Genomic DNA, 23,581 nt, shown 5'->3' with positions numbered 1-23,581 from the left:
CGCGAAGGTGGCAAGACAGTTGGTGCCGGTGTGGTTGCCAAGATCATTGCGTAATTGACTAAAGGAATTACCATGGCAACCAAACAAAAAATCCGTATCCGCCTGAAGGCATTTGATTACAAACTCATCGACCAATCGGCCGCTGAAATTGTTGATACTGCCAAACGTACCGGCGCCATTGTCAAGGGACCAGTGCCTTTGCCAACACGCATGAAGCGTTTCGATATTCTGCGTTCGCCTCACGTGAACAAGACTAGTCGTGACCAGTTTGAAATTCGCACGCACCAGCGTTTGATGGACATTGTTGACCCAACAGACAAAACTGTTGACGCGTTGATGAAGCTCGATCTGCCAGCTGGCGTTGATGTCGAGATCAAACTGCAATAAATAGAGTCGAGATTCGATGTAAATCGGATCTCGCTTTAAGTCTGGGTATTGAATGGGCTTGCATGCGAATGTGGTTCGGGATATACTCAAAGGCTCTGCTAAATTTTCAAGTAATTTGGTAGGGTTTTATTAACAGTCTTTCACGCAAAACGTTGTAGCCAATTGAAGTTGCAACGGTGAGAGCTACGGAGAAAATAATGAGTCTTAGCAACTCCCTAGGGTTGCTGGGCCGCAAGGTTGGCATGATGCGCCTATTTACCGATGAGGGGGATGCAATCCCTGTCACGGTAGTAGACGTGTCTAACAATCGTGTGACTCAGGTCAAAACCCAAGAGAATGATGGCTACGTTGCCTTGCAGGTAACGTTTGGCAAGCGAAAAGCTTCGCGCGTCACAAAGCCTGCCGCTGGTCACCTGGCTAAAGCCGGTGTCGAAGCGGGTGAAATCATCCAAGAATTTCGTCTGACGGCTGATGTTGCTGCCCAGTACAAAGCGGGCGCTGTTGTGCCAGTTTCGGCTGTGTTTGCGGTCGGCCAAAAGGTCGATGTGCAAGGTACCACCATTGGTAAGGGCTTTGCAGGAACGATCAAACGTCACCACATGAGTTCACAGCGGGCATCGCACGGCAATAGCCGTTCGCACAATGTTCCTGGCTCTATTGGTATGGCTCAAGATCCTGGTCGTGTGTTTCCTGGTAAGCGCATGACGGGACATTTGGGTGATGACACTGTAACAACGCAAAACCTTGATGTGATCCGAATTGACGAAGTTCGTCAGTTGCTCATGATCAAGGGTGCTGTACCTGGCTCGGCTGGTGGTTTTGTAACCGTCCGTCCTGCTATCAAGGTCAAAGCTAAAAATGCTGAAACGCAAGGAGCGAACTGATGCAGCTCGAACTCCTCAATGAACAAGGTCTGGCTACTTCTAAAGTAGAAGCGCTGGAAACGGTTTTTGGTCGTGCCTATAACGAAGATCTGGTTCACCAGATTGTTGTTGCTTTTCAGGCTAATGCCCGTCAAGGAACTCGCGCTCAGAAGGATCGCGAACAAGTTAAGCACTCGACCAAAAAGCCTTTTAAACAAAAGGGCACGGGTCGCGCTCGCGCTGGTATGACTTCCTCGCCATTGTGGCGCGGAGGCGGTCGGATTTTCCCGAATATGCCTGACGAAAACTTCACGCAAAAAATCAACAAGAAGATGTACCGTGCTGGCATGGCATCCATCTTGTCGCAGCTTGCACGTGAAGGCCGCTTGGCCATAGTTGACTCCATGAAAGTGGACTCGCCTAAAACCAAGCCTTTGGCTGCCAAGTTCAAGGCCATGAATCTGGAGTCGGTTTTGGTAATCGCTGACGAAGTCGACGAAAACCTGTACCTTGCTTCCCGCAATCTGGTCAATATTTTGGTTGTTGAGCCACGCTACGCTGACCCAGTTTCACTGGTTCATTACCGTAAAGTGCTCGTGACCAAGGCTGCTATGGACAAACTCCAGGAGATGTTCGCATGAGCCACGGTCCAAATTTAACTACATTCGACGAAGGTCGTTTGATGCAGGTTCTGATCGCTCCTATCGTGTCTGAAAAGGCCACGATGATTGCTGAAAAGAGCAACGCAGTAACTTTCAAAGTTCTGCAAGACGCTACCAAATATGAAATCAAGGCCGCTGTGGAATTGATGTTCAAGGTTGAGGTTAAAGGCGTGTCTGTTGTCAACACTAAAGGCAAGACCAAGCGTTTTGGTAAGTCCGTGGGTCGTCGCGACAATGTTCGCAAGGCCTATGTGACCCTGAAGCCAGGTCAAGAGTTGAACCTTGGTGGGGAGGCTGCGTAATCATGGCTGTTATTAAAATGAAACCAACTTCCCCAGGCCGTCGTGGCATGGTGAAGATTTCACGTGATCACTTGTACAAGGGTGAGCCCTATGCGCCGTTGTTGGAGCCTCAGTTCCAACATGCTGGCCGTAACAACAATGGTCACATCACTACCCGTCATAAAGGTGGTGGTCACAAGCATCATTACCGCGTTGTCGATTTCCGTCGCACTAAAGATGGCATTCCGGCAAAAGTAGAGCGTATTGAGTACGATCCTAACCGTTCAGCGCACATCGCATTGGTGTGTTACGCGGACGGCGAGCGTCGCTACATCATTGCGCCTCGCGGTCTTGAAGTCGGTGCATCCATCATGAGTGGCGCGGAAGCTCCGATTCGTGTTGGTAATACATTGCCTATCCGCAATATTCCAGTCGGTTCCATCGTGCATTGCGTCGAGTTGCAAATCGGTAAGGGTGCACAAGTTGTGCGTTCTGCTGGTACTTCTGCAACTTTGCTGGCTCGTGAAGGCATCTACGCTCAAGTTCGTATGCGCTCTGGTGAGGTTCGCAAGATCCACATCGAATGCCGTGCAACGCTGGGTCAAGTTGCCAACGAAGAGCACAGCCTTCGCCGTCTCGGCAAGGCTGGCGTCAAGCGCTGGATGGGTATTCGCCCAACCGTTCGCGGTGTTGTCATGAATCCGGTGGATCACCCACATGGTGGTGGTGAAGGGAAGACCGGCGAAGGCCGTCATCCAGTCGATCCTTGGGGTAATTTGACCAAGGGTTACCGTACCCGTAACAACAAGCGCACGCAGGTCATGATCGTGTCGCGTCGCAAGAAGTAAGGGGAAGGTTAAATGACTCGTTCACTTAAAAAAGGTCCTTTTGTAGACCACCACCTGGTCGCCAAGACTGAAAAGGCCGTGGCTACCAAGGACAAGAAGCCGATCAAGACCTGGTCGCGTCGCTCCATGATCCTGCCCGATTTCATCGGCTTGACCATCGCCGTGCACAACGGCAAGCAGCACGTTCCGGTCTATATCACCGATCAAATGGTTGGCCACAAGTTGGGTGAGTTTGCGCTCACACGGACTTTCAAGGGCCACCCTGCGGACAAAAAAGTCCAAAAGAAATAAGGAGGTGACCATGGAAACTCGTGCAACCCTTCGTGGCGTTCGTTTGTCGGTCGATAAAGGCCGTCTGGTCGCGGATCTGATCCGTGGCAAAAAGGTAGACCAAGCCCTCAACATCTTGCAATTCACGCAGAAAAAAGCTGCTGTGATCATCAAGAAGGTTCTGGAGTCGGCCATTGCCAACGCTGAGCACAATGATGGTGCAGACATCGACGAATTGAAGGTGAAGACCATCTACGTCGAGCAAGGTGCTTCGCTGCGCCGCTTCACGGCCCGCGCCAAAGGTCGCGGAAACCAAATCAGAAAACCCACGTGCCATGTGTACGTGACGGTTGGTAACTGAAAGAGGCCAGGAAGATATGGGACAAAAAATCCACCCAACCGGCTTTCGCTTGTCGATTAGCCGCAACTGGGCATCACGCTGGTATGCCAATGACCGTGATTTCGCGGGTATGTTGGCTGAAGACATCAAGGTGCGTGAGTACCTGAAAGCCAAGCTGAAAAATGCTTCTGTTTCTCGTGTGCTGATCGAGCGTCCTGCGAAGAACGCACGTATCACGATTTTCTCGGCTCGTCCGGGTGTCGTGATCGGCAAAAAGGGCGAAGACATTGAAAACTTGAAGCGTGAACTGTCTCGCCAACTCGGCGTGCCAGTTGCAGTGAACATCGAAGAAGTGCGCAAGCCCGAAATCGATGCCAAGCTGATCGCTGACAGCATCACGCAGCAGCTCGAAAAACGCATCATGTTCCGTCGGGCCATGAAGCGTGCCATGCAAAACGCGATGCGTCTCGGTGCCTTGGGCATCAAGATCATGTCATCGGGTCGTTTGAATGGTATCGAAATTGCGCGTTGCGAATGGTATCGCGAAGGTCGCGTGCCACTTCACACACTGCGTGCTGACATCGACTACGGTACTTCCGAAGCAAAAACAACCTACGGCATCATTGGTGTCAAAGTTTGGGTTTACAAGGGTGACACGTTGGGTCGTAATGATCTGCCAGCCGTTGTTGAACCTCGCAACGATGAAGAGCGTCGTCCACGTGGTCCTCGTCGCGATGACCGCGGTGGCGCACGCCCTGCTGGTGACCGTCGTCCGGCCGCTGGTGCACGTCGTCCTACTGGTGCCAATGCGGCTCCTGCAGACGGCAGTGACAAGCCTGCAGAAGCACTCGGTGCCGATGCCAATAAACCCGCCGTTCAGCGCGTCCGCAAGGTAGCCGCGCCAGCTGCAGCAGCTGACGGTAAAGGAGAATAATTATGTTGCAACCCGCTCGTCGCAAATATCGCAAAGAGCAAAAGGGCCGTAACACCGGTATCGCAACCCGAGGTAGCTCGGTTGCGTTTGGTGATTTTGGTCTGAAATGTATCGACCGCGGTCGTTTGACAGCCCGTCAAATTGAAGCCGCACGTCGTGCGATTTCCCGTCACGTTAAACGTGGTGGCCGGATCTGGATTCGCGTGTTCCCTGACAAGCCAATTTCCCAAAAGCCTGCTGAAGTGCGAATGGGTAACGGTAAGGGAAACCCTGAGTATTACGTTGCTGAAATTCAGCCAGGTAAGATTGTTTTTGAAATCGTGGGTGTCACCGAAGAGTTGGCTCGTGAAGCGTTCCGTTTGGCAGCTGCCAAACTGCCGCTGCGCACCACCTTTGTGGCCCGCATGATTGGCCAGTAATCAGGAGATATTGATATGAAAACTACTGAACTTCGCCAAAAAGACGTTGCCGGTTTGAAGACAGAAGTCAAAGAGTTGCAAAAAGCACACTTTGGTCTTCGGATGCAAAAAGCCACGCAACAACTCACCAACACCGCTACGCTGCGCACTGCGCGCCGTGATATTGCTCGCGCCAAGACTATTCTTGTCGAGAAGCAAAGCGCTGAAAAATCCGCCACATAAGGAGCTATAAATGACGGAAGCTAAAAAATCCCTCAAGCGTACCCTGACTGGTAAAGTTGTCAGCGACAAGCGTGCGAAAACTGTGACCGTGCTGATTGAGCGTCGTGTTAAACACGAACTCTACGGCAAGATCGTTGGTAAATCCAGCAAGTACCACGCGCATGATGAAAATGGCGTTTACAAGTTGGGTGACATCATCGAAATCACTGAAAGCCGTCCGATTTCCAAGACCAAGAACTGGGTTGCTACCCGTCTGGTTCAGAAAGCCATCGCGGTTTAAGTCTATGCAGTCTTGAGACTGCAGGTTTCTCTAAAACGGCTCACAATGTGAGCCGTTTTCATTGGTGAATTCGATTCAATAAATTAAGGAGATTTAGATGATTAAAGTAGGCGACAGTCTTCCCGCAACAACATTGATGGAGTTTGTGGAAGTCGCGGGAGAAGGGTGCAGTATCGGCCCCAATGCAGTTGATGTTGCCAAATCCAGTGCTGGCAAAACAATCGCTTTGTTTGCCCTCCCTGGTGCATTCACACCCACTTGCTCTGCCAAACACGTACCTGGTTTTGTTGAAAAGTTTGATGAACTTAAGGGCGCGGGTGTCGATGAGATTTGGTGCATCAGCGTTAACGATGCCTTTGTCATGGGTGCTTGGGCGCGGGATCAGAAAACGGGTGACAAGGTGCGCATGCTTGCGGATGGTGACGCTACTTTTACCAAGGCGACAGGCTTAACGCTTGACTTGACAGGAAAAGGTCTGGGTCTGCGTAGCAACCGATATTCCATGTTGGTGAAAGACGGCAAGGTGGCATCGCTCAACATTGAAGGTCCCGGCAAGTTTGAGGTCAGTGATGCAGCAACTTTGTTGCAACAAGCCAAAGCCTGATTAATTTAAACAGCGTAGGCGTCACCCAGATTTTGTGGTGACGTATATTTAACCAGAGTGGGTAAGTTCTCCACTCTTCGGGCTCGTCAAACCTCGGCAAGCATGGTTTCAATCAAGCGGTGCAGTTCTTGAAAGTCCGGCTCGCCTACGTAGCGTTTAACAATTTCGCCGCGCTTGTTGACGAGAAACGTGGTGGGTGTCAGTTGGACGTCTCCCCAAGCTTGGGCTACGCTGCCCGTGTTGTCGATGGCAACACTGAAGGGGAGTTTGCGAGACTGCGCAAAGTTGACCACATAATTCGGGGGGTCGTAGCGCATGGCAACGGCGATGGTGTCGAAGCCTTGTGCTTGGTACTTCTCATAGGTGGAAACTATTTTTGGCATCTCGGCGACGCAACTGACACAACTGGTGGCCCAAAAATTTACCAGCGTGACCTTTCCTTTGAATTGAGATGAGTGTTTGCGTGCGCCATCCAAAAGAACAAAAGTTGACACCGGGGCAGTGGTGACGCCAGAGTTCAGGTAGATTCCCCCCACGATTGCCAAAATGACAGCAGCAGTGGCAAGATAGAAATTTCGTTTCATTTATGAGGTGTATCCATGGATCGTCGACAGTTTAATTCGATTACCGTACCTGCCTTGGCTGCGATTCTCGCGATGGCACAAGAACAGGCGCTCGCACTGTCACTCTCTGACCTGACCAACGCCGAAGCTTCAACCGGACTCAAAGCCGCCCTTGAAAAAGGAGCGCGCTCTGCGGTTGAAATTTTGGGCAAAACAGATGGATTCTTGGGCAATGAAAAAGTTCGAATTCCTTTGCCGAGTTTTCTCGAAGATGCCTCCAAATTACTCAGGACATTTGGCCAGGGTGCCCGGATTGATGAGTTGATTGCCGCCATGAACCGTGCTGCTGAAGCGGCAGTCCCGACGGCTAAAGACTTTTTGGTTGGCGCGGTCAAGTCAATGAATGTGACCGATGCCAAGAAAATTCTGGCGGGTGGTGAAACCTCTGTGACCACATTTTTTGCAGAAAAAACACGTGCTCCCTTGGCTGTCAAGTTCTTGCCGGTGGTCACCAAGGCCACCCTGAAAGTGGGCTTGGCGGATAAGTACAACCAGGTGGCCGGAAAAGCGGCTGATTTTGGACTTGTGAAAAAAGAAGATGCCAATATTCAGCAGTACGTGACGGGTAAAACACTGGATGGCCTTTATCTGATGATCGGGGAAGAGGAAAAGAAAATTCGCCAGGATCCGGTAGGGACTGGAAGTGCGTTGCTGAAAAAAGTCTTTGGGGCTTTGAACTAGGACGCGGTGAATATCTGCTTCATCAGGCGTGACAAATTTCTCACCCAACAGACATCAATGCGGTTCACTTTGAAAGTAACTCTGATACTGGTCATCACAGCCCTTCTAGGTTGTAGTCCAAGCTTAAATTGGCGCGATGTGCAGCCGGAGCAAGCGCCACTCTCCGCTTTATTCCCCTGCAAACCTGAGCAGAACATGCGCGGAGTCAATCTGGGCGGTCACGAAGTCAAGATGAAAATGCTGGGTTGCGAGGCAGGCGGGCTGAACTTTGCCTTGGCTTATGCTGACATGAAAACCGACGTAGCGCTTGATACGGTATTGAGCCAATGGAGGTTGGCCACACTGGGCAACCTTCAGGCCCAGTCACCCAAGGTTGTGGCATTTCAAATGAAAGGGTCTCAGGGTGCCGTGGCCGCCGTCAGGGTCGAGGCACAGGGCAAGCGTCAGGATGGCGCGGAACTCACAGTCCAAGCCCTCTGGTTTGCGGTCGGTCCACAGGTATTTCAGGCCACGGTCTTGTCTGATAAGACCAACGCCATCGCCACAGAAACTTTCTTCGAAGGAGTCAGAATTCAATGACGCTATTGCCACGGCTCACCGCCATCGTGTTATTTGTGGCATTTGCTTTCGCCTACTTTTTTTCAACCTTGATCCGTGCCATTACCGCAACTTTATCGCCGACTCTGACATTAGAGTTCGCACTTAAATCGAGTGACTTGGGTTTGTTGGCGGGTGGCTATTTTTTAGGGTTTGCAGCAACCCAGTTGCCGCTGGGAACTTGGTTGGATCGATTTGGGCCAAAAAAAGTTATTCTTTATTTTTTGACTTTGGCAGTTCTAGGGTGCTTAGCCTTCTCCATGGCCACCAGTTTTGTGGGCCTGCTGGCGGCGCGTATTTTGTGTGGTGTCGGTGTCAGCGCTTGTTTGATGGCGCCGTTGACGGGGTATCGACGATGGTTCGCGGCAGGCTCACAAATGCGTGCCAATTCCTGGATGTTGATGACCGGATCCTTAGGCATGTTGGCCTCAACCCTTCCTGTGCAGTGGTTGATGCCCGTCGTAGGCTGGCGTGTCTTGTTTTTGGGATTGGCAGTTGGTGTGCTGTTGGCCATGGCGCTGATCGCCTGGCAGGTGCCGACTTGGTCTTCTGTCTCAACTCCGGTCGGTAAAACAGAGCCAGCCAGTGCCACTTATGCAGAGGTCTGGCGGCATCCTTGTTTTCGAAAAATGGCGCCCATCGGATTTTTTTGTTATGGCGGTCTGGTCGCCATTCAAACGCTTTGGGCGTCGCCCTGGATGATCAAGGTCGCCGGCTATAGCCCTCTGCAAGCGGCCAGCGGATTGTTTTGGATCAATGTGGCAATGCTGATTACTTTTTGGGCCTGGGGCCTGGCTAACCCATGGCTGGCCCAGCGTGGGCTTCAAGCCAATAAGTTAATCGCTATCGGTTTGCCAACCAGTTTTATAACGCTAGCTATCATAATAATAGCTGGTGATCTAGCTTCGACCTGGGTTGGAGTCTTGTGGGCCTTGTATTGTGTGTGTTGCACTTTTGTTGCATTGGCGCAACCAGCCGTAGGAATGGCTTTTGCCCCCGCACTGGCGGGGCGGGCCTTGTCAGCCTACAACCTGGTGATATTTTCTGGCGTTTTCGTTGTGCAATGGGGCATCGGCTTGGGTGTCGATGGGTTCAAGTTGCTTGGGATGAACGAGTTGCAGGCATTTCAGGCCGCCATGAGCGTATTTTTGCTGTGTTCCATCGCCGCTTACGTCTATTTTCTGACTTCGAAAAGCCATAATGAGCAACTATGAATAACGGCATTTTCATCATCGCCCATGCCCCACTGGCCAGTGCTTTGCTGCAGTGCGTTTTGCATGTGTTTCCGGATGGTGCTTCCGGCTTGGCCGCGTTTGATGTGCAGCCGAATATGCCGCCTGAGGAATCTCTGGCAGGTGCGACGCGCGCCCTGGCCATGCTGAATGTTCCCCGCGTGCTGGTTTTGACCGACGTGTTTGGCGCTACACCTTGCAACGTGGCGCAAAAAATGGTCGATGGAGTGAATTCAAAATTAATAGCCGGCGTCAACCTGCCCATGCTGCTGCGCACGGTGACTTACCGTCACGAGTCGCTGGATGCGTTGGTCGCGCGTGCCTTGGCTGGCGGTGCACAGGGTGTCATGCCCGTTGCCACCACGGCTCCCCAGAATCAGTTGAGGAAAAAAAATGATCAAAACAAACACGACCATCAACAATAAATTAGGACTGCATGCACGGGCCTCAGCCAAACTGACCAAGATGGCGGGTAGTTTTCCCTGTGAAGTCTGGATTGCCAAAGGCGAACGGCGCGTTAACGCCAAGAGCATCATGGGCGTCATGATGCTGGCCGCCGGCATGGGCAGCAGCATTGAAATTGATACCGATGGGGAGCGGGAGCAGGAAGCCATGGATGCCTTGCTAGCCCTCATTGCTGACAAATTCGGAGAGGGTGAGTGACATTTTCTATACATGGTCTGCCGGTTGCCCGTGGCATTGCCATTGGGCGAGCGGTGCTGGTGGCATCAAGTCGGGTCGATGTAGCACACTATTTCATTGAGGCCTCCGAGGTTGCCGTTGAGATTGACCGGGTGCGTTTGGGTCGCAATGCTGTGGTCGATGAGATCCACCGTTTGCAAACAAGCATTGCGCACATGGGTCCGAAAGAGGCGCCGCATGAACTGACGGCCTTGCTGGATGTGCACTTGATGCTGCTCAACGACACCGATCTGGCCAGCGGCGTCAAGCACTGGATCACCGACCGGCTCTACAACGCCGAATGGGCGCTGACCACCCAGCTCGAGGTCATTGCCCGCCAGTTTGATGAAATGGAAGACGAGTACCTGCGCGAGCGCAAGTCCGACCTCGAACAAATTACCGAAAAAGTGCTGCGTGCCATGAAAGGCGTGGCCTCACCCATCACGCAGCCTATCAACCGCAGTCAACGCAAAAAATCGCAGCAAGATTTGTTGCTCGACGACACCGTCGATGTGCCCCTGATTTTGATTGCGCATGACCTTTCGCCATCCGACATGCTGCAGTTCAAGCAAAGCGTGTTTGCAGGGTTCATTACCGACGTGGGCGGCAAGACCTCACACACCGCCATTGTTGCCCGCAGCCTGGACATTCCGGCTGTGGTGGGAGCCCGCCTGTCCAGCCAGTTGGTGCGTCAGGACGATTGGGTCATCATCGATGGCGATGCTGGCGTGGTCGTGGTGGACCCTTCACCCATCATCCTGGCCGAATACGGTTTCAAGCAGCGTCAGGGTGAACTGGAGCGCGGACGTCTGAGTCGATTGCTGCACACGCCCGCAGTGACGCTGGACGGTCAAAAAATCGAATTGCTGGCCAACATTGAGATGCCCGAAGATGCCATTAGCGCCGTCAATGCCGGTGCCGTGGGCGTGGGCTTGTTCCGCAGTGAATTTTTATTCATGGGCCGTCAGGGCAAGTTGCCCAACGAAGAAGAACAATACCAAGCCTATAAACGTGCTATTGAGGGCATGCAGGGTTTGCCGGTCACGATCCGCACGGTGGATGTGGGCGCCGACAAGCCACTGGACAAGGCGATGCAGGACGATGCCCACTTGAACCCTGCTCTGGGGTTGCGTGCCATCCGCTGGAGCTTGGCCGACCCGGCCATGTTCCTGACGCAGTTGCGCGCCATCCTGCGTGCCGCTGCCCACGGGCAAGCCAATCTGCTGATCCCCATGCTGGTACATGCCAGTGAAATTCGCCAGACCATGTCCCTGCTGGACCACGCCCGCGTGCAGTTGGACAACCGGGGCGTAGCGTACGGGCCACTCAAGGTCGGCGCCATGATCGAGATTCCGGCAGCGGCACTCACGCTCAAGGTGTTCCTGAAGTATTTTGATTTCCTGTCCATCGGCACCAATGATTTGATCCAGTACACACTGGCGATCGACCGCGCCGATGAATCAGTGGCGCACTTGTACGACCCACTGCACCCAGCGGTGTTGCGCCTGGTGGCCAGCACCATCGCCGAAGGCCACGCCCAAGGAAAGCATGTGAGCGTTTGCGGTGAAATGGCGGGCGACATCACGCTGACCCGCTTGTTGCTCGGCATGGGACTTCGAAGTTTTTCGATGCACCCGGCCCAGATTCTCACCGTCAAGCAGGAAATCTTGCGCTCGGATACGGCCAAACTGGCGGTCTGGGCTGAAGAGGTGCTTGGTGACGAAGAACCCGGTTTGCGGATCACCCGCCACTAAGCTAACGCTTAAAACAGTCGAAACGCCAGCGGGATCAGCAGCGAAGCCAATATTACCTGCAGTCCCAGCGCCAGTCCGGCATAAGCGCCCGCATCGGCGTTGACCTGCAAGGCCCGTGCGGCACCAATGCCGTGTGCCGCGGTGCCCAGTGCAAAACCACGGGCTCGCCAGCCCGCCGGGTTGGTCGGAATCTTGAGTGCGTCAAACAGGTATTTGCCACTCAAGGCCCCAACCATGCCGGTGATGACGGCAAAGACAGCGGCGAGTGCGGGGATGCCGCCAATCTTGTCGGCAATGCCCATTGCCACCGGCGCTGTGACTGATTTGGGTGCCAACGACAACACCACATCCATTGGTAAATTAAAGGCCCAGCCCATGGCCAGCGCCGAACCACTGGCCGCAAAGCCGCCGACCAAGGCCGCCAGCAGCAGCACACGCCAGCGTTTGACCAACTCAGCCCGCCGTTCCCATAGCGGCCAGCCCAGCGCCACCACGGCGGGTCCAAGCAAAAAGTGAATGAATTGCGCCCCGGCAAAGTAGGTGGGGTAGCTCACCCCGGTGGCCAGCAATACGCTGGCAATGGTGATCACTGTCCATAGCACCGGGTTGGCCCACGGCGCCTGGCGCAACCGCGCATAGGCTGCTTGCGCCAGAACGTAGACCACCAGCGTGGCAGTCAGGCCAAACAGCGGCGTGGCTGAGAGGTAAATCCATAGTTCGACAAATTTAGGCATCGCTTTTCTCCCTGAAAAGGTGCAATACCAGCGCGGTCACGGCCAGCCCCAGCCAAGTCGACAGCACCACTACGACCAACATGCGCACGCCATACTGGCCGATCAACCCCAGATGTGTCATCACGCCGACACCCACTGGAACAAACAGCAGCGAGAGATGCGACAGTAAAAAATTGGCACAGGCCGCCACCGGTTCCCGCACTGCCGGCAAGCGCAAGGCCACGAGTAATAAAAGCATGCCAACCACCGGTCCGGGAAACGGCAGCGACAAGCCGCGTGACAGCAGTTCGCCCAAGGATTGAAGTGCCAGCAACCAAGCCAGGCCGCGAAGTCCCATCATGACGTTAGCGCCCTCAAAACCGGGGTAAATCCGGGTGTTTGATCTGCCCGCCGCGCACCAGCATGCGGCCGTATTCAGCGCAACGGTGCAGCTCGGGAATGACCTTGCCCGGGTTGAGCAGGCCCTTCACATCAAAGGCCCGTTTGACACCAAACATTTGCGCGTTCTCGGCGGCAGAAAACTGAACGCACATGGAGTTGAGTTTTTCAATGCCCACGCCGTGTTCGCCGGTGATGGTGCCGCCCATGGCGACGCTGGTTTCAAGAATTTCAGCGCCAAACATTTCGCAGCGGTGCAGCTGGTCGGGGTCGTTGGCATCAAACAAAATCAGCGGGTGCAGGTTCCCATCGCCCGCGTGAAAGACGTTGGCGCAGCGCAATTGGTACTTCTTCTCCATCGCCTGGATCGCCAGCAGCATGTCGGCCAAGCGCTTCCTGGGAATGGTGGAATCCATGCACATGTAATCCGGGCTGATGCGCCCGCTGGCCGGGAAAGCGTTCTTGCGTCCGCTCCAGAACTTCATGCGCTCAGCCTCGTCGCGGCTCACCGCAATGGCGGTGGCGCCGTGAGTGCGCAACACCTCGCTCATGCGTCCGATTTCTTCCTCCACCTCCTCGGGCGTACCGTCGCTCTCGCACAGCAAAATCGCCTCTGCCGTCAGGTCGTAACCGGCGTGCACGTAGTCTTCCACCGCAGCCGTCATGGGTTTGTCCATCATCTCCAGTCCAGCCGGGATGATGCCGGCCGCAATCACCGCGGCCACCGCATCGCCTGCTTTGCGGATGTCATCAAAGCTGGCCATGATGCAGCGTGCCAGTTGCGGTTTGGGGATGAGTTTGACCGTGACTTCGGTGGCTATGGCCAGCATGCCCTCGGAGCCGATCACGATGCTCAGCAAATCAAAGCCCGGCGCATCCAGTGCGTCGGAGCCGAATTCAATCGGCTCACCCTCCATCGTGAAACCGCTGATTTTGAGGATGTTGTGCAGCGTCAGTCCGTATTTCAGGCAATGCACGCCACCTGAGTTTTCGGCCACATTGCCGCCAATGGTGCAGGCAATCTGGCTGGAGGGGTCGGGTGCGTAGTACAAGCCAAATTTTGAGACGGCCTCGCTGATCGCCAGGTTGCGCACGCCGCACTGCACCACCGCCGTGCGAGCCAATGGGTCGATCTTGAGAACTTTGTTGAACTTGGCCAGAGAGAGCGTGACGCCCAGGCTGTGCGGCATGGCGCCGCCCGACAAACCGGTGCCCGCCCCACGCGCCACCACCGGTACGTTCATGGCGTGGCAGGTGCGCAGCACGGCTTGTACTTGAGCCAAAGTTTCTGGCAAGGCCACGAGCAACGGACGTTGCCGGTAGGCCGTCAGACCATCACACTCAAACGGGGTCGTATCTTCGTTGTGCCAGAGCAGGGCGTGTGCAGGTAAATGAGACTCTAGCCCCCGGACTACCTGAGCTTGTCGCTCTGATCTTTGTAGCAATGCTTGTTGGTCGGGAGACGGAGGTGCATTCATGGGGATGTTCAAGCGGCAGTTAAATAAGGCTCTAACTGTAGAGGTAAGCAAGTCAGGTCGTTGTGAGCATTTTTTCAAGCCCGTGTGAAAACCAGTAAGCTATTAAATTCATAGCTTTCAAGGCTTTGGCTATTGGGGTCAGATAGTGATTTTCCGAGACCGCATGCTCACGGTGTTACGCTTGTCCTTTTACGGAATTACCATGCAAAACAATAACCTTAATCACGTGCTCGAAACTTGTGGCCATGCCGTTGGCTTTGCCTTGGCAGCGGCCTTGCGCAGCCAGGCTGAGTCGACTGACAAAACCAATCTGAAGGGGGTTGCTGAGAACCTTCAAGCCATGGTCAACGAAGCACGCTTCTCGCCCGATGTCAGTTTGGTGCTGACGGGCCTGGTCGAGGGAATTGAGGTGTTCTGCAGCACCACCCCGGACGCCAACTACGAGTTGATCTAGGGCAGTGCGAAGGCCAGCTTTTTCAGGAAGGTTTGGCCTGCTATTTAATTTATAGCTGCTTGCGCAGGATGCACGGGGGTTAGAGGCTGATTTGTCTTAAATATTCAGGCGATACTCTTTTTCAGCCATTCGGCAAAAGCAGCACATTCCCAGCGGTCCATCATGCCGGTACGCCAGCACAGGTAGTGAGCGTGTGGGCTGGGTACGTTGCGCTCGTACAGGCGTACCAGCGAGCCGCGTTCGAGCCACGGTGCGCCGAGTTTCAGGCGCACCAGCGCTATTCCCATGCCGGCGGCAGCGCCATCGCACAGCAGTCCGATGTCGTTAAATTGGGATCCCTCCAACGGCTCCGGCCAGTCCAGATTATTGGCGGCAAACCAGGTGCGCCAGGGCTCCAGCGGACTTCGCAGCAGGTTTTCACCCTCCATATCTTCCGGCACCACGAACGGGCCGTTTTCCCGCACATAGGCCGGTGAGGCCAGCGGCGTAATCTCGTCCGTGAAAAGACAAAGGTGCTCGACATCGGCGTAGCGGCCGGCACCAAAACGGATGATCAGGTCGGCGTCTTCCGCCACCACGTCCAGCAATGGGATGGAGACCTGCAATGTCAGGTCAATTTCAGGGTAGGCCTCGGTGAATTGGCGCAGACGCGGCAGCAGGATGGATCTGGCAAAAGTAGGTGTCACGGCAAGCCGCAGCTTGCGTTTGCCGGGTGCCAAGGCGGAGCTGGGAAACTTCTCCAGCATGGCCAGCCCTTCGCGCACATGGGCCAGGTACTCGCTGCCTTCGACGGTGAGCGAGAAATCAGCCCGACCAAACAGTTTGGTGCCAATGATTTGCTCCAGTTGCTTGACGCGGTGGCTCACGGCACTGGGCGTGACACAAAGCTCTTCAGAGGTCTGCGTCACGCTGCGCAAGCGCGACAGTGCTTCAAAAGTCAGCAGGCATTGAATCGGGGGAATACGGGCAGCAGTCATGGGACCATTGTCACACTGCATTCCCGAAGAATGGCTAAGTACAATCCCGCTCATTCTCACCACTGGTAGCCCTGTATGTCCGATCGTTTCGCTGTGCTGCCGCAATACTTGATGCCCAAACAGGCCCTGACCATTCTGGCCGGGCGGATTGCCTCTTTTCGGGGGGGCGGCCTGACAACACGCTTGATTAAATGGTTTGTCGGACGCTACCAGGTCAACATGAACGAGGCGGCCAATCCGAATCTGGAGAGCTACCCCACGTTCAATGATTTTTTTACCCGACCGCTGAAAAAAGGTGCCCGCCCGTTGGCCCGCGCGGACCTGATTTGCCCGGTCGATGGCGCCATCAGCCAGTTTGGTGCCATCACGGGTGACCAGATATTCCAGGCCAAAGGACACAACTACTCCAGTACCGCGCTGGTGGGGGGCGATGCCGAGTTGGCGGCCCGCTTCAATGACGGCAGTTTTGCCACCTTGTATTTGAGCCCGAAGGACTACCACCGCATTCACATGCCCTGCGATGGCCGCCTGACCCGCATGATTTATGTGCCGGGTGACCTGTTTTCGGTCAATCCGACCACCGCGCGGGGCGTGCCGGGGCTGTTTGCCCGCAACGAGCGCGTGGTGTGCGTGTTTGAGTCGGCGCGCGGCCCCTTCGTGCTGGTGCTGGTGGGCGCCACCATCGTGGGCAGCATGGCCACGGTCTGGCATGGTCTGGTGAACCCGCCGCGTCCGGGTGTGGTGCGCGACTGGCGCTACGACGACAAACCGATCCACCTCAAGCAGGGACAGGAAATGGGCCGTTTTTTGCTCGGCTCCACCGTGGTGATGCTGTTCCCCAAAGGTCCGCTGAAGTTCAATCCGGCCTGGGTTCCGGCACGCGTCATTCGGTTAGGCGAAGCGATGGCCAGCCAACGCGCCTGAAACCCGGCAATGCCACAATGTTCGTATGAACTACGAACACTTGCTGGTCACCGTCGATGGCCCGATCACCACCATCACCCTGAATCGCCCCGAAAAGCGCAACGCGCTGGCGCTCAACGTCATGCAGGAGCTGACGCAGGCGGTGCGCGCGGTGGCGCAAAGCGAGGCGCGGGGTGTGATTTTGGCGGCCAACGGCCCGGTATTCAGCGCCGGACACAACTTTGGCGACATGGCAGGTGCCACGCTGGAGCAGGCGCGCGAACTCTTCAATGTGTGCACCGGGATGATGAACGCCATTCAGGCGATGCCGCAGCCTGTGATCGCCAAAGTCCACGCCCTCGCCACCGCCGCCGGTTGCCAGTTGGTGGCCACCTGCGATCTGGCGATAGCGGCAGATACGGCGGGTTTTGCCATTCCGGGCGGCAAGGCGGGCTTGTTTTGTCACACGCCTTTGGTTGCCGTGGCGCGCAGCGTGAGTCGCAAACGGGCGCTGGAGTTGGCGCTGACCGGCGACACGATTGATGCCGCCACCGCCGCCGCTTGGGGTTTGATCAACCGGGCGGTGCCCGCCGAGCAACTCGACGCCGCCGTGCTGGACTTGATCACCCGCGCCACCCGGGGCAGCGCGTTGTCCAAGGCGCTGGGCAAACAAGGGTTTTACCAGCAGGTCGGGTTACCGCAGGATCAGGCGTACGCCGTGGCGGTGGAGTTGATGGCGACGGCCGCCATGACGCCCGATGCGCAGGAAGGTATGCAGGCTTTCCTGCAAAAACGCCACGCGATCTTCACGCAGCGGCCGCCTGTTATTTGAAGATGACGGTCTTGTGGCCGTTGATGAGAACACGGCGTTCGCTGTGCCATTTCACGGCCCGCGCCAGCACCTGGCTCTCGGTGTCCCGGCCCAACGCAGTTAAATCTTCGACCGTTTTGCTGTGGTCCACGCGGGCCACGTCCTGCTCGATGATCGGGCCTTCGTCGAGGTCGGCGGTCACGTAATGGGCGGTGGCTCCAATCAGTTTCACACCCCGGTCATGTGCCTGGTAATAGGGTTTGGCGCCTTTGAAGCTGGGCAAAAACGAGTGGTGGATGTTGATGGCGCTGCCCGATAACTTGCGGCACAGGTCGTCGCTCAGCACTTGCATGTAGCGCGCCAACACCACCAGTTCGGCCTCTTCGGTCTGGATGATGTCAAACTGCTTGGCTTCTACCTGCGCCTTGGTGGTTGCCGTGACGGGCAAATGGTGAAACGGCACGTTGTAGCTGGCCGCCAGTTGGTAAAACTCGCGGTGGTTGGAAATAATGGCGCGTATGTCCAGCGCCAGCAAGCCGCTTTTCCAGCGAAACAGCAGATCATTGAGGCAATGCCCCTCTTTGCTGACCATGATGACGGTACGCATCGGTTGTGCTTTGGCGTGCAGGTTCCACTGCATCTCAAAGGGCTGGGAAAAGACGGCCAGTTGCGTTTTCAGGTCTTCGTGCATCAGTTGGGCGCAGGCAAATTGCACGCGCATGAAAAACAGGCCGGTGTCCTGGTCGTTGTACTGGGCAGCTTCTTCGATGTTGCCGCCGCGTTCCAGCAAAAAGCCGGACACCGCGTGGACCAGCCCCAAGCGGTCCGGGCAAGACAAGGTCAATATGTAAGTTGGATTCATAGGGCGTGAATTGTCGCAGGACGATCAGGGTGCTTGGGACGGCGTCGAGGTCGCTGCAGGTGGGCTTCGGCTGGCGGCAAAATTGGCGCAGTAATCCACCTCCGGTGCGGGTTGGGCGGGCCAGGTCTGGTCGAATGAGGCTATGTCTTCTGTCGCATCTAATTCCAGAGTGGCGCCGAGCAGCACTGTTTTTGCTTTGAAGCCTGGGGGTAGGTGCTGTGCCACGCCCAGGAGGCGGTCGACGTGTCCACGGCCAGCCAGTAACAGCACGGTTTTCCCGGGAATCGCCAGTTTGACCAGGGTGTCGGCCATCGATACGTCACGGGCAATCTGGATCCGTGTCATGGGTGAAATCTGGCTCTCGGGCAGCATCTTGCAGTGCCCGCTGCGAATGTTTTGCTGCTGCGCCTTGAGCGCCGGGCCGCCCAAAAGCGTATCAAACCGGGTGTTGCGCATGATGTCTTTCATGCCGGTGGCGACGATATTGGCGCCCACCACCGGCACCCCGGCGCGCACCGCCGTCATCACGATCGGGCCATACGTTGCCCACGGCCAGGAATCGTTTTTCCATTGCAGTGACTCTCGCACCTGGGTGTCGGTGGCTTCGGGACTGAGTTTTTCGGTGGACTGGCCCGCGCTGGCCATCTCCAGAGCCAAAGCTGCCAGGTTTTGCTGGGCGATCAATGCTTTAACCGTCAAAAGGTGCAGGCGCTGGTGATCAGGGGCATCGTGTTGCTCACCCAGCAGGAGGGCGTCAGCGGGAAGCAGTTGCTGAATCTTCGCGGAATAAAAAGAATCAGGCGGTGATGTGTGCGTCACGAACGCGGCGCAGCCCAATAAAACATTGGCGGCCAATGCGATTAAAAAGCGCTTAAAAATCATGGAAAGAGGAGTCGCCTTGCAAAGAGAAACTTTGCAAGTTCGGCGTGTTGGGTCAGTGCACCACCACCGGGTTTTGCGCCAGTTCGGCGTATTGCTCCAGCGTGTCTTCAACCTCTTCCTGAGTTGGGGTATTTTGTTGCCAGGCGGAAATGTGCAGTTGAAACAACTCAGCCCATGAACCGTCGAGGTACACCTCTTTGTTGGTGCGCTTGTCCACAATTTCGAACCCGTGGCGCGCCAGAGTGAGAACGGGCTTTACCAGTGCAATGGCTTTGCCATCGACGCCGGGCGCAGCATCTGGTGCCGCATTGGCCAGCATGTGCGTCACAGAGTAGGTGTCAGAGTCGTAAAGCATGTGCATGGTGAATTATCCCTTAATCGTCCTTGTTGTGCAGGTGGCTGCAGCGATAGCAATTTCAAGTCCGGGGTTCGGTTGATGACCATTTCTGGTCAATAAAGTCACCATTGGGCTCGGTGATACGGATGCGGGCCGGCAGGTAGCCTAGCGCCGGTGCCAGCCACAATTCCACTTTTTGATCAAATTCCTGACGCGGGTTGCGTACCAGTTTTACGGTGTTGAGTTCGCCACCTGGCAAGCTCAGTTGCTCTTCGTTGCCGACGGTGAATAACCAGGTGTCGGCATCCCGGGGACCAATGGTTTGAATCGTCAATGTCGTGACTGGCGGGTATTGCGCAGGGTTGCCTGCGAGCATGGCGGCGAGTTGCACCAAAATACTTAAGCGGTCCTGGGCACCGGCCAGTAGGGGCGCATCAGGTGTGTTGGCGCTAAAGGTGACTTTGCCTTTCTCCCGGTTGAAGTGCGCCGCTACTTCTGACCTGAACTTGTCTGAAAACCGAATTGGCGCCAAGCCCGCTGGCGTGACTTGGCCCCGGCTGGTTTGAACCCGGGTTTGCCCGAAAACACTGAGTTCCAGGCGGGCTTCGTAGCCCTCTCCGTCTTGTTGCCACAATAAGTCGGCGCTGGCGCTGTAGGGGAATTTGTTGGTTTCCACCTTGTATTTGAGTCGTGCCGAACCGGGTACAGCATAGGCGCTGACGGCCAGGGTTTGATCGCGCGGGCGCAGCGAGGCGGCGGGTGGTTCTACTTCGGTGGTGGGTGTCTCCGGCGCGCTTTCTGCAGGCTTGGGACTGGATTCGACGGATTTTTCAGTGACCACCGGTGGCGTTTCCAAAGTCGGGCTCGTCGTGCTCGGTGCTGCAGGTGTTTTTGCCGTAGGCGGCACTGGCTTCGCTTTCCGGGGTGTGACGGCGGGTGGTGTGGTCAGGGGCGGTGGTTCGATGGCGCGGGTGATGAAAGTTCGCAGGGGCTGAGGCTGAATCAGGCCCAGCGCCAAAGGCTTGCCCTGCAGTAGCATGAGATGCACCAGAAGCACCAAGGCGGTCAGGGCCAGTAACCACTTGACGGGTAAATTACTTGCTGTGCTGGAGGTCATTTGTGTTGCATCGTGTCAAAGGAATGGACGTCCCTGGGCAGGTGTTTCATGGCCACTAGAATTTCTGACGTTCTGATTCGATATTTCAACCCGCTATTTTCCCGCATCTTCCATGAAACTTGCCACCTACAAAGACGGTTCGCGTGACGGCCAACTGGTCGTCGTCTCCCGCGACCTGACTCAAGCCCATTATGCGACCGGCATTGCCCATACCTTGCAGCGGGTACTGGACGACTGGAACTTCCTCTCTCCCCAGTTACAGGATTTATACGACGCGCTGAACCGCGGCGCCGATGGCTCGGTGTTTGCCAGCAAAGCGCGTCATGCCTTTCCTTTTGACCCCAAACAATGCATGGCGCCCTTGCCGCGGGCGTACCAGTGGGCCAGCGGCGCGGCCTATATCAACCACGTTGAGTTGATGCACCATGCCCGCAAAGAGAGCATCCCGGCCAGTTTTTACACCGATCCGTTGATGGTGCAGGGCGCCAGCGATGACTTCATGGGCCCTTGCGACGAGGTGGTGTGCGCCAGCGAATCCTATGGCATTGACTTCGACGCCGAGGTGGCTGTCATCACCGCTGACGTGCGCCTGGGGGCTACGCCAGCGCAGGCCCTGGATGGCATCCGGTTGGTGATGCTGGCCAACGAGTTCAGTTTGCGCCACCTGATTCCAGGAGAGTTGGCCAAGGGTTTCGGGTTTTTCCAGAGCAAGCCTGCCACCGCATTCAGCCCGGTCGCCGTCACTCTGGACGAGTTGGGCGATGCGTGGGACAAAGGCCGCGTGAACCTGGCTCTGCAGAGCACCTGGAATGGCCGCAAAGTCGGCATGTGCGAGGCCGGGCTTGACATGACGTTTCACTTTGGACAATTGATTGCCCACATGTGCAAGACACGTCATGTGCGGGCTGGGTCTGTCGTGGGCTCCGGCACCGTCAGTAACAAAGGGGTGGTGAGCAAAGGCCGCACCGACTGGCCCAAAGGCTACAACTGCATTGCCGAAAAACGCGCCATTGAAATCATTCAGGACGGCCAAGCCGTGACCGACTTCATGAAGTTCGGTGACACCATCCGCATCGAGATGAAAGGGCGCGATGGCAAGAGCCTGTTTGGCGCGATTGACCAAGAAATTGTGCCGGTTGAAGAGGCGGCAACCCCACGCTGAAACTCAAACTCCGGTCAGTTGTTTGGCGAAGGTCTTGATGCCGCGCAGCAGCATTTCAATCGACACCGACACCAGCACCAGGCCCATCAGACGCTCCAGCGCCACCACAAAGCGGTCGCCTGCCACGCGCTGAATGCGCTCAGCCAGCACCAGCACCACCGCGCTCACGGTCATGGTGACGCACAGAGCAGCAATCCACTCCATGCGCCGGTCGGGCGCTTGCGACACCAGCAATAGCACCGTGGCCAGCGCCGAGGGGCCGGCAATGGCGGGAATCGCCAGCGGCACGATTAAAGGTTCTGCCTTGATTTCATCCGTCTCGGGACCTGTATGGGGCGGAAAAATCATGCGCAGCGCAATCAGAAACAAAATCACGCCACCGCCGATTTGCAGCGACAACTCGCTCAGATTCATCACCCGCAAGAAGCTTTCGCCGACAAACATGAACGTCAGCAGCAGCACAAAGGCAATCAGCACCTCGCGCAAGATCACCCATGGGCGTCGTTCCGGGGCGACGTGTTTGAGCGCGTTGGCGAAAATGGGGATGTTGCCGATCGGGTCGGTAATCAGGATCAACAAAATGGTGGCTGAGGCAAACGTGTAATTCATGCCGGCAGGATAGCAGGCCTACTCGGTTTTTGCCTGGCAGACAATGCAGCGCTGCGCTTCAGGGGCAGCGTGCAGTCGGGCCGCAGGAATCTCAATGCCGCAGTCGATGCACTGGCCATAAGTGCCCGCCGCAATTCGCTCCAGCGCCGCATCTACCTGACGCAGTTCAGCGGATTCGCGCTCGTCGAGGGCGAATTCCAGATCGCGTGCGCTGTTGACCTGCGCATCCGAATCTTCGGCCCGCGCAAAGTGCTCGGCGGAAGCTTCGGCGCGACCCACCGAGCCACCGCGCAAGGTCGATAACTGGGCTAGCAGGCTGGCACGTTGAGCCAGTAATTGTTCTTTGAAAAGAGGGTTGATTTGGGTGTTCATGAGGGACGCCTTTTAAGGAATAATTTTCATCATGCGCCGTGCGTGCGGGTGCGTCTTTGACGTCGGTCAAGTTTTGAAAGCTGCCGAAAGAGTCAAAAAAGTAGTCCTCTACAATTTGTGGCTGAGGCCGCTGTCTATCAAGTAGGCCCCCAATTTTTAAAATTAAGCAGGAAATTTCATGAAGATCAAAGCAACGATCGCCATCCTCGCCCTTGTGTGCACCAGCTTGTACGCGCAAACGGTCGTTGTTAATGATGCTTGGGTTCGAACCAGTGTGCCCGGTCAAAAAGCCACCGGTGCATTCATGAAATTAACCGCCCAGGACGGTGCCCGACTGGTCTCGGTTTCATCCCCTGTTGCTGGCGTTTCCGAGGTTCACGAAATGAAGATGGAAGGCGACATCATGCGCATGCGCGCTGTGGCTGGCGGGTTGGATTTGCCCGCCGGAAAAACGGTGGAGCTCAAGCCCGGTGGTTACCACGTGATGCTGATGGATCTCAAGGCCGCTCTGCCTAAAGAAACTACCGTGCCCATGACCCTGGTCTTCAAGGACGCCAAGGGCGTGGAAAGCAAGGTCGAACTGAACCTGCCCGTGGCCCTGATGCCGCCTGCTGCAAAGGGCGTTGGCGTACCTGCGATGGACCATGGCGCGCACAAGCCATGATGTCACTTGTATCTCGGCTTCATATTTTGTGGAAAATTACCTGAATCAAGTTTTTTCTGACAGATTGTTAAAAAATATTGAAAGATTTGCGGCGGTTGCCTTGCATAATCGCCGCCATGCGTTCCTTGACCAACATCAAACTAATCGCCCGCTTCGTGCTGGT

The 23,581-nt window shown here is 55.7% G+C and carries 34 protein-coding genes; 23 read left to right on the top strand and 11 right to left on the bottom strand.

Translation table 11 applies throughout. From position 1 onward, the window contains the following. Positions 1–72 precede the first annotated feature (72 nt). The 12 genes from rpsJ to WCG50_RS09600 all read left to right on the top strand — a co-directional run bounded on the left by rpsJ (position 73) and on the right by WCG50_RS09600 (position 6,110). On the top strand, positions 73–387 hold the full coding sequence (rpsJ, locus tag WCG50_RS09655; protein ID WP_028250951.1) for a 30S ribosomal protein S10: 315 nt from the start codon (positions 73–75) through the stop codon (positions 385–387). A 197-nt stretch (positions 388–584) separates the two neighbouring features. After that, a complete protein-coding gene (rplC, locus tag WCG50_RS09650; RefSeq protein ID WP_336899386.1) occupies positions 585–1,271 on the top strand; it encodes a 50S ribosomal protein L3 in 687 nt (228 codons plus the stop codon). Beyond that, positions 1,271–1,891 carry a 50S ribosomal protein L4 gene (rplD, locus tag WCG50_RS09645; protein WP_336899385.1) on the top strand — a complete coding sequence of 207 codons (621 nt, stop codon included), beginning with the start codon at positions 1,271–1,273 and terminating at the stop codon, positions 1,889–1,891. Before rplC ends, rplD begins: the two co-directional genes overlap by 1 nt. Then, the gene (gene rplW / locus WCG50_RS09640; protein ID WP_336899384.1) at positions 1,888–2,214 is read left to right on the top strand and encodes a 50S ribosomal protein L23; all 327 of its coding nucleotides are present in this window, start codon (positions 1,888–1,890) and stop codon (positions 2,212–2,214) included. The genes rplD and rplW overlap by 4 nt, the downstream gene beginning before the upstream one ends. 2 nt (positions 2,215–2,216) lie before the next feature. After that, the gene (gene rplB, locus WCG50_RS09635; RefSeq protein WP_336899383.1) at positions 2,217–3,041 is read left to right on the top strand and encodes a 50S ribosomal protein L2; all 825 of its coding nucleotides are present in this window, start codon (positions 2,217–2,219) and stop codon (positions 3,039–3,041) included. A 12-nt stretch (positions 3,042–3,053) separates the two neighbouring features. Beyond that, entirely contained in the window at positions 3,054–3,332 is a 279-nt protein-coding gene (gene rpsS / locus WCG50_RS09630; RefSeq protein ID WP_094476242.1) for a 30S ribosomal protein S19, read from the top strand. 10 nt (positions 3,333–3,342) lie between these two features. Continuing rightward, positions 3,343–3,672 (top strand): 50S ribosomal protein L22, encoded by a 330-nt coding sequence (gene rplV / locus WCG50_RS09625; RefSeq protein ID WP_075585605.1) that lies wholly within the window; start codon positions 3,343–3,345, stop codon positions 3,670–3,672. A gap of 16 nt (positions 3,673–3,688) precedes the next feature. Then, the gene (rpsC, locus tag WCG50_RS09620; RefSeq protein WP_336899382.1) at positions 3,689–4,585 is read left to right on the top strand and encodes a 30S ribosomal protein S3; all 897 of its coding nucleotides are present in this window, start codon (positions 3,689–3,691) and stop codon (positions 4,583–4,585) included. Between the two features lie 2 nt (positions 4,586–4,587). Beyond that, the gene (gene rplP, locus WCG50_RS09615; RefSeq protein ID WP_114968160.1) at positions 4,588–5,004 is read left to right on the top strand and encodes a 50S ribosomal protein L16; all 417 of its coding nucleotides are present in this window, start codon (positions 4,588–4,590) and stop codon (positions 5,002–5,004) included. A gap of 15 nt (positions 5,005–5,019) precedes the next feature. Continuing rightward, positions 5,020–5,226, top strand: a complete 207-nt coding sequence (gene rpmC / locus WCG50_RS09610; protein WP_336899381.1) for a 50S ribosomal protein L29 — start codon at positions 5,020–5,022, stop codon at positions 5,224–5,226. Positions 5,227–5,236: 10 nt separating this feature from the next. Further along, on the top strand, positions 5,237–5,506 hold the full coding sequence (gene rpsQ / locus WCG50_RS09605; protein ID WP_336899380.1) for a 30S ribosomal protein S17: 270 nt from the start codon (positions 5,237–5,239) through the stop codon (positions 5,504–5,506). 97 nt (positions 5,507–5,603) lie between these two features. Continuing rightward, positions 5,604–6,110 carry a peroxiredoxin gene (locus tag WCG50_RS09600; protein ID WP_336899379.1) on the top strand — a complete coding sequence of 169 codons (507 nt, stop codon included), beginning with the start codon at positions 5,604–5,606 and terminating at the stop codon, positions 6,108–6,110. A gap of 86 nt (positions 6,111–6,196) precedes the next feature. Here WCG50_RS09600 and WCG50_RS09595 read toward each other — a convergent pair whose 3' ends face one another. After that, positions 6,197–6,694 carry a TlpA disulfide reductase family protein gene (locus WCG50_RS09595; protein ID WP_336899378.1) on the bottom strand — a complete coding sequence of 166 codons (498 nt, stop codon included), beginning with the start codon at positions 6,692–6,694 and terminating at the stop codon, positions 6,197–6,199. Between the two features lie 15 nt (positions 6,695–6,709). Here WCG50_RS09595 and WCG50_RS09590 point away from each other — a divergent pair, with 15 nt between their 5' ends. The 6 genes from WCG50_RS09590 (at position 6,710) to ptsP (ending at position 11,678) form a co-directional block, all read left to right on the top strand. Next, positions 6,710–7,414 carry a DUF4197 domain-containing protein gene (locus tag WCG50_RS09590; RefSeq protein ID WP_336899377.1) on the top strand — a complete coding sequence of 235 codons (705 nt, stop codon included), beginning with the start codon at positions 6,710–6,712 and terminating at the stop codon, positions 7,412–7,414. A gap of 195 nt (positions 7,415–7,609) precedes the next feature. After that, positions 7,610–7,993, top strand: coding sequence for a hypothetical protein (locus tag WCG50_RS09585; protein WP_336899376.1), 384 nt, complete (start codon positions 7,610–7,612; stop codon positions 7,991–7,993). Further along, positions 7,990–9,225: an MFS transporter gene (locus WCG50_RS09580; RefSeq protein ID WP_336899375.1), complete on the top strand. Its 1,236-nt coding sequence runs from the start codon at positions 7,990–7,992 to the stop codon at positions 9,223–9,225. Before WCG50_RS09585 ends, WCG50_RS09580 begins: the two co-directional genes overlap by 4 nt. Continuing rightward, on the top strand, positions 9,222–9,668 hold the full coding sequence (locus WCG50_RS09575) for a PTS fructose transporter subunit IIA (protein WP_336899374.1): 447 nt from the start codon (positions 9,222–9,224) through the stop codon (positions 9,666–9,668). The genes WCG50_RS09580 and WCG50_RS09575 overlap by 4 nt, the downstream gene beginning before the upstream one ends. Next, positions 9,637–9,906 carry an HPr family phosphocarrier protein gene (locus WCG50_RS09570; RefSeq protein WP_336899373.1) on the top strand — a complete coding sequence of 90 codons (270 nt, stop codon included), beginning with the start codon at positions 9,637–9,639 and terminating at the stop codon, positions 9,904–9,906. The genes WCG50_RS09575 and WCG50_RS09570 overlap by 32 nt, the downstream gene beginning before the upstream one ends. Further along, a complete protein-coding gene (gene ptsP, locus WCG50_RS09565; protein WP_336899372.1) occupies positions 9,903–11,678 on the top strand; it encodes a phosphoenolpyruvate--protein phosphotransferase in 1,776 nt (591 codons plus the stop codon). Before WCG50_RS09570 ends, ptsP begins: the two co-directional genes overlap by 4 nt. Before the next feature lie 8 nt (positions 11,679–11,686). Here the strand turns inward: ptsP and WCG50_RS09560 are convergent, their stop codons facing one another. From WCG50_RS09560 to WCG50_RS09550, 3 genes are read right to left on the bottom strand one after another with little or no spacing between them, the layout of a single operon-like run. Beyond that, entirely contained in the window at positions 11,687–12,412 is a 726-nt protein-coding gene (locus WCG50_RS09560; protein ID WP_336899371.1) for an LrgB family protein, read from the bottom strand. After that, complete coding sequence (locus WCG50_RS09555) at positions 12,405–12,752, bottom strand: CidA/LrgA family protein (RefSeq protein WP_336899370.1); 348 nt, start codon at positions 12,750–12,752, stop codon at positions 12,405–12,407. Before WCG50_RS09555 ends, WCG50_RS09560 begins: the two co-directional genes overlap by 8 nt. A gap of 13 nt (positions 12,753–12,765) precedes the next feature. After that, positions 12,766–14,268: an FAD-linked oxidase C-terminal domain-containing protein gene (locus WCG50_RS09550; protein WP_336899369.1), complete on the bottom strand. Its 1,503-nt coding sequence runs from the start codon at positions 14,266–14,268 to the stop codon at positions 12,766–12,768. Between the two features lie 202 nt (positions 14,269–14,470). On the opposite strand from WCG50_RS09550, the gene WCG50_RS09545 reads away from it, so the two are divergent. After that, the gene (locus WCG50_RS09545) at positions 14,471–14,722 is read left to right on the top strand and encodes a hypothetical protein (protein WP_336899368.1); all 252 of its coding nucleotides are present in this window, start codon (positions 14,471–14,473) and stop codon (positions 14,720–14,722) included. 104 nt (positions 14,723–14,826) lie between these two features. Here WCG50_RS09545 and WCG50_RS09540 read toward each other — a convergent pair whose 3' ends face one another. Then, the gene (locus WCG50_RS09540; protein ID WP_336899367.1) at positions 14,827–15,699 is read right to left on the bottom strand and encodes a LysR substrate-binding domain-containing protein; all 873 of its coding nucleotides are present in this window, start codon (positions 15,697–15,699) and stop codon (positions 14,827–14,829) included. A 75-nt stretch (positions 15,700–15,774) separates the two neighbouring features. On the opposite strand from WCG50_RS09540, the gene asd reads away from it, so the two are divergent. Then, complete coding sequence (asd, locus tag WCG50_RS09535) at positions 15,775–16,623, top strand: archaetidylserine decarboxylase (RefSeq protein ID WP_336899366.1); 849 nt, start codon at positions 15,775–15,777, stop codon at positions 16,621–16,623. 25 nt (positions 16,624–16,648) lie between these two features. Further along, a complete protein-coding gene (locus WCG50_RS09530; protein WP_336899365.1) occupies positions 16,649–17,434 on the top strand; it encodes an enoyl-CoA hydratase-related protein in 786 nt (261 codons plus the stop codon). Here WCG50_RS09530 and purU read toward each other — a convergent pair. The 4 genes from purU to WCG50_RS09510 are packed head-to-tail and all read right to left on the bottom strand — an operon-like array spanning position 17,427 to position 20,611. Next, a complete protein-coding gene (purU, locus tag WCG50_RS09525; protein WP_336899364.1) occupies positions 17,427–18,275 on the bottom strand; it encodes a formyltetrahydrofolate deformylase in 849 nt (282 codons plus the stop codon). The genes WCG50_RS09530 and purU overlap by 8 nt on opposite strands. Positions 18,276–18,299: 24 nt before the next feature. After that, positions 18,300–19,157 carry a ChaN family lipoprotein gene (locus tag WCG50_RS09520; RefSeq protein ID WP_336899363.1) on the bottom strand — a complete coding sequence of 286 codons (858 nt, stop codon included), beginning with the start codon at positions 19,155–19,157 and terminating at the stop codon, positions 18,300–18,302. Positions 19,158–19,209: 52 nt separating this feature from the next. Continuing rightward, on the bottom strand, positions 19,210–19,518 hold the full coding sequence (locus tag WCG50_RS09515) for a DUF3567 domain-containing protein (RefSeq protein WP_336899362.1): 309 nt from the start codon (positions 19,516–19,518) through the stop codon (positions 19,210–19,212). A 55-nt stretch (positions 19,519–19,573) separates the two neighbouring features. Beyond that, complete coding sequence (locus WCG50_RS09510) at positions 19,574–20,611, bottom strand: DUF3108 domain-containing protein (RefSeq protein ID WP_336899361.1); 1,038 nt, start codon at positions 20,609–20,611, stop codon at positions 19,574–19,576. Between the two features lie 112 nt (positions 20,612–20,723). Here WCG50_RS09510 and WCG50_RS09505 point away from each other — a divergent pair, with 112 nt between their 5' ends. Then, entirely contained in the window at positions 20,724–21,773 is a 1,050-nt protein-coding gene (locus tag WCG50_RS09505) for a fumarylacetoacetate hydrolase family protein (RefSeq protein ID WP_336899360.1), read from the top strand. A gap of 3 nt (positions 21,774–21,776) precedes the next feature. Here WCG50_RS09505 and WCG50_RS09500 read toward each other — a convergent pair whose 3' ends face one another. Beyond that, the gene (locus WCG50_RS09500; protein WP_336899359.1) at positions 21,777–22,382 is read right to left on the bottom strand and encodes a MarC family protein; all 606 of its coding nucleotides are present in this window, start codon (positions 22,380–22,382) and stop codon (positions 21,777–21,779) included. An 18-nt stretch (positions 22,383–22,400) separates the two neighbouring features. Continuing rightward, entirely contained in the window at positions 22,401–22,754 is a 354-nt protein-coding gene (locus WCG50_RS09495; RefSeq protein ID WP_336899358.1) for a TraR/DksA family transcriptional regulator, read from the bottom strand. 178 nt (positions 22,755–22,932) lie between these two features. On the opposite strand from WCG50_RS09495, the gene WCG50_RS09490 reads away from it, so the two are divergent. Beyond that, positions 22,933–23,418: a copper chaperone PCu(A)C gene (locus WCG50_RS09490; RefSeq protein ID WP_336899357.1), complete on the top strand. Its 486-nt coding sequence runs from the start codon at positions 22,933–22,935 to the stop codon at positions 23,416–23,418. Positions 23,419–23,581: the final 163 nt, after the last annotated feature.

The sequence above is a fragment of the Rhodoferax sp. genome (assembly GCF_037143375.1).
Taxonomy (GTDB): Bacteria; Pseudomonadota; Gammaproteobacteria; order Burkholderiales; family Burkholderiaceae_C; genus Rhodoferax.
Note: the sequence above shows the minus strand (reverse complement) of the source record. Positions and strands in the feature narration are given on the sequence as shown.

What these genes read in the sequence shown, in the direction of transcription:
- WCG50_RS09555 (WP_336899370.1), bottom strand. Translation starts at nt 12,752, where the DNA reads ATGATGGGACTTCGCGGCCTGGCTTGGTTGCTGGCACTTCAATCCTTG.
- rpsC (WP_336899382.1), top strand. Translation starts at nt 3,689, where the DNA reads ATGGGACAAAAAATCCACCCAACCGGCTTTCGCTTGTCGATTAGCCGC.
- rplB (WP_336899383.1), top strand. Translation starts at nt 2,217, where the DNA reads ATGGCTGTTATTAAAATGAAACCAACTTCCCCAGGCCGTCGTGGCATG.
- WCG50_RS09520 (WP_336899363.1), bottom strand. Translation starts at nt 19,157, where the DNA reads ATGATTTTTAAGCGCTTTTTAATCGCATTGGCCGCCAATGTTTTATTG.
- rplP (WP_114968160.1), top strand. Translation starts at nt 4,588, where the DNA reads ATGTTGCAACCCGCTCGTCGCAAATATCGCAAAGAGCAAAAGGGCCGT.
- WCG50_RS09510 (WP_336899361.1), bottom strand. Translation starts at nt 20,611, where the DNA reads ATGACCTCCAGCACAGCAAGTAATTTACCCGTCAAGTGGTTACTGGCC.
- rpmC (WP_336899381.1), top strand. Translation starts at nt 5,020, where the DNA reads ATGAAAACTACTGAACTTCGCCAAAAAGACGTTGCCGGTTTGAAGACA.
- WCG50_RS09490 (WP_336899357.1), top strand. Translation starts at nt 22,933, where the DNA reads ATGAAGATCAAAGCAACGATCGCCATCCTCGCCCTTGTGTGCACCAGC.
- WCG50_RS09585 (WP_336899376.1), top strand. Translation starts at nt 7,610, where the DNA reads ATGCGCGGAGTCAATCTGGGCGGTCACGAAGTCAAGATGAAAATGCTG.
- WCG50_RS09500 (WP_336899359.1), bottom strand. Translation starts at nt 22,382, where the DNA reads ATGAATTACACGTTTGCCTCAGCCACCATTTTGTTGATCCTGATTACC.
- WCG50_RS09570 (WP_336899373.1), top strand. Translation starts at nt 9,637, where the DNA reads ATGATCAAAACAAACACGACCATCAACAATAAATTAGGACTGCATGCA.
- WCG50_RS09560 (WP_336899371.1), bottom strand. Translation starts at nt 12,412, where the DNA reads ATGCCTAAATTTGTCGAACTATGGATTTACCTCTCAGCCACGCCGCTG.
- rplV (WP_075585605.1), top strand. Translation starts at nt 3,343, where the DNA reads ATGGAAACTCGTGCAACCCTTCGTGGCGTTCGTTTGTCGGTCGATAAA.
- WCG50_RS09545 (WP_336899368.1), top strand. Translation starts at nt 14,471, where the DNA reads ATGCAAAACAATAACCTTAATCACGTGCTCGAAACTTGTGGCCATGCC.
- WCG50_RS09505 (WP_336899360.1), top strand. Translation starts at nt 20,724, where the DNA reads ATGAAACTTGCCACCTACAAAGACGGTTCGCGTGACGGCCAACTGGTC.
- WCG50_RS09540 (WP_336899367.1), bottom strand. Translation starts at nt 15,699, where the DNA reads ATGACTGCTGCCCGTATTCCCCCGATTCAATGCCTGCTGACTTTTGAA.
- rplW (WP_336899384.1), top strand. Translation starts at nt 1,888, where the DNA reads ATGAGCCACGGTCCAAATTTAACTACATTCGACGAAGGTCGTTTGATG.
- WCG50_RS09590 (WP_336899377.1), top strand. Translation starts at nt 6,710, where the DNA reads ATGGATCGTCGACAGTTTAATTCGATTACCGTACCTGCCTTGGCTGCG.
- asd (WP_336899366.1), top strand. Translation starts at nt 15,775, where the DNA reads ATGTCCGATCGTTTCGCTGTGCTGCCGCAATACTTGATGCCCAAACAG.
- WCG50_RS09495 (WP_336899358.1), bottom strand. Translation starts at nt 22,754, where the DNA reads ATGAACACCCAAATCAACCCTCTTTTCAAAGAACAATTACTGGCTCAA.
- WCG50_RS09550 (WP_336899369.1), bottom strand. Translation starts at nt 14,268, where the DNA reads ATGAATGCACCTCCGTCTCCCGACCAACAAGCATTGCTACAAAGATCA.
- WCG50_RS09580 (WP_336899375.1), top strand. Translation starts at nt 7,990, where the DNA reads ATGACGCTATTGCCACGGCTCACCGCCATCGTGTTATTTGTGGCATTT.
- rplC (WP_336899386.1), top strand. Translation starts at nt 585, where the DNA reads ATGAGTCTTAGCAACTCCCTAGGGTTGCTGGGCCGCAAGGTTGGCATG.
- rplD (WP_336899385.1), top strand. Translation starts at nt 1,271, where the DNA reads ATGCAGCTCGAACTCCTCAATGAACAAGGTCTGGCTACTTCTAAAGTA.
- WCG50_RS09600 (WP_336899379.1), top strand. Translation starts at nt 5,604, where the DNA reads ATGATTAAAGTAGGCGACAGTCTTCCCGCAACAACATTGATGGAGTTT.
- WCG50_RS09515 (WP_336899362.1), bottom strand. Translation starts at nt 19,518, where the DNA reads ATGCACATGCTTTACGACTCTGACACCTACTCTGTGACGCACATGCTG.
- rpsS (WP_094476242.1), top strand. Translation starts at nt 3,054, where the DNA reads ATGACTCGTTCACTTAAAAAAGGTCCTTTTGTAGACCACCACCTGGTC.
- WCG50_RS09575 (WP_336899374.1), top strand. Translation starts at nt 9,222, where the DNA reads ATGAATAACGGCATTTTCATCATCGCCCATGCCCCACTGGCCAGTGCT.
- rpsJ (WP_028250951.1), top strand. Translation starts at nt 73, where the DNA reads ATGGCAACCAAACAAAAAATCCGTATCCGCCTGAAGGCATTTGATTAC.
- WCG50_RS09595 (WP_336899378.1), bottom strand. Translation starts at nt 6,694, where the DNA reads ATGAAACGAAATTTCTATCTTGCCACTGCTGCTGTCATTTTGGCAATC.
- rpsQ (WP_336899380.1), top strand. Translation starts at nt 5,237, where the DNA reads ATGACGGAAGCTAAAAAATCCCTCAAGCGTACCCTGACTGGTAAAGTT.
- WCG50_RS09530 (WP_336899365.1), top strand. Translation starts at nt 16,649, where the DNA reads ATGAACTACGAACACTTGCTGGTCACCGTCGATGGCCCGATCACCACC.
- purU (WP_336899364.1), bottom strand. Translation starts at nt 18,275, where the DNA reads ATGAATCCAACTTACATATTGACCTTGTCTTGCCCGGACCGCTTGGGG.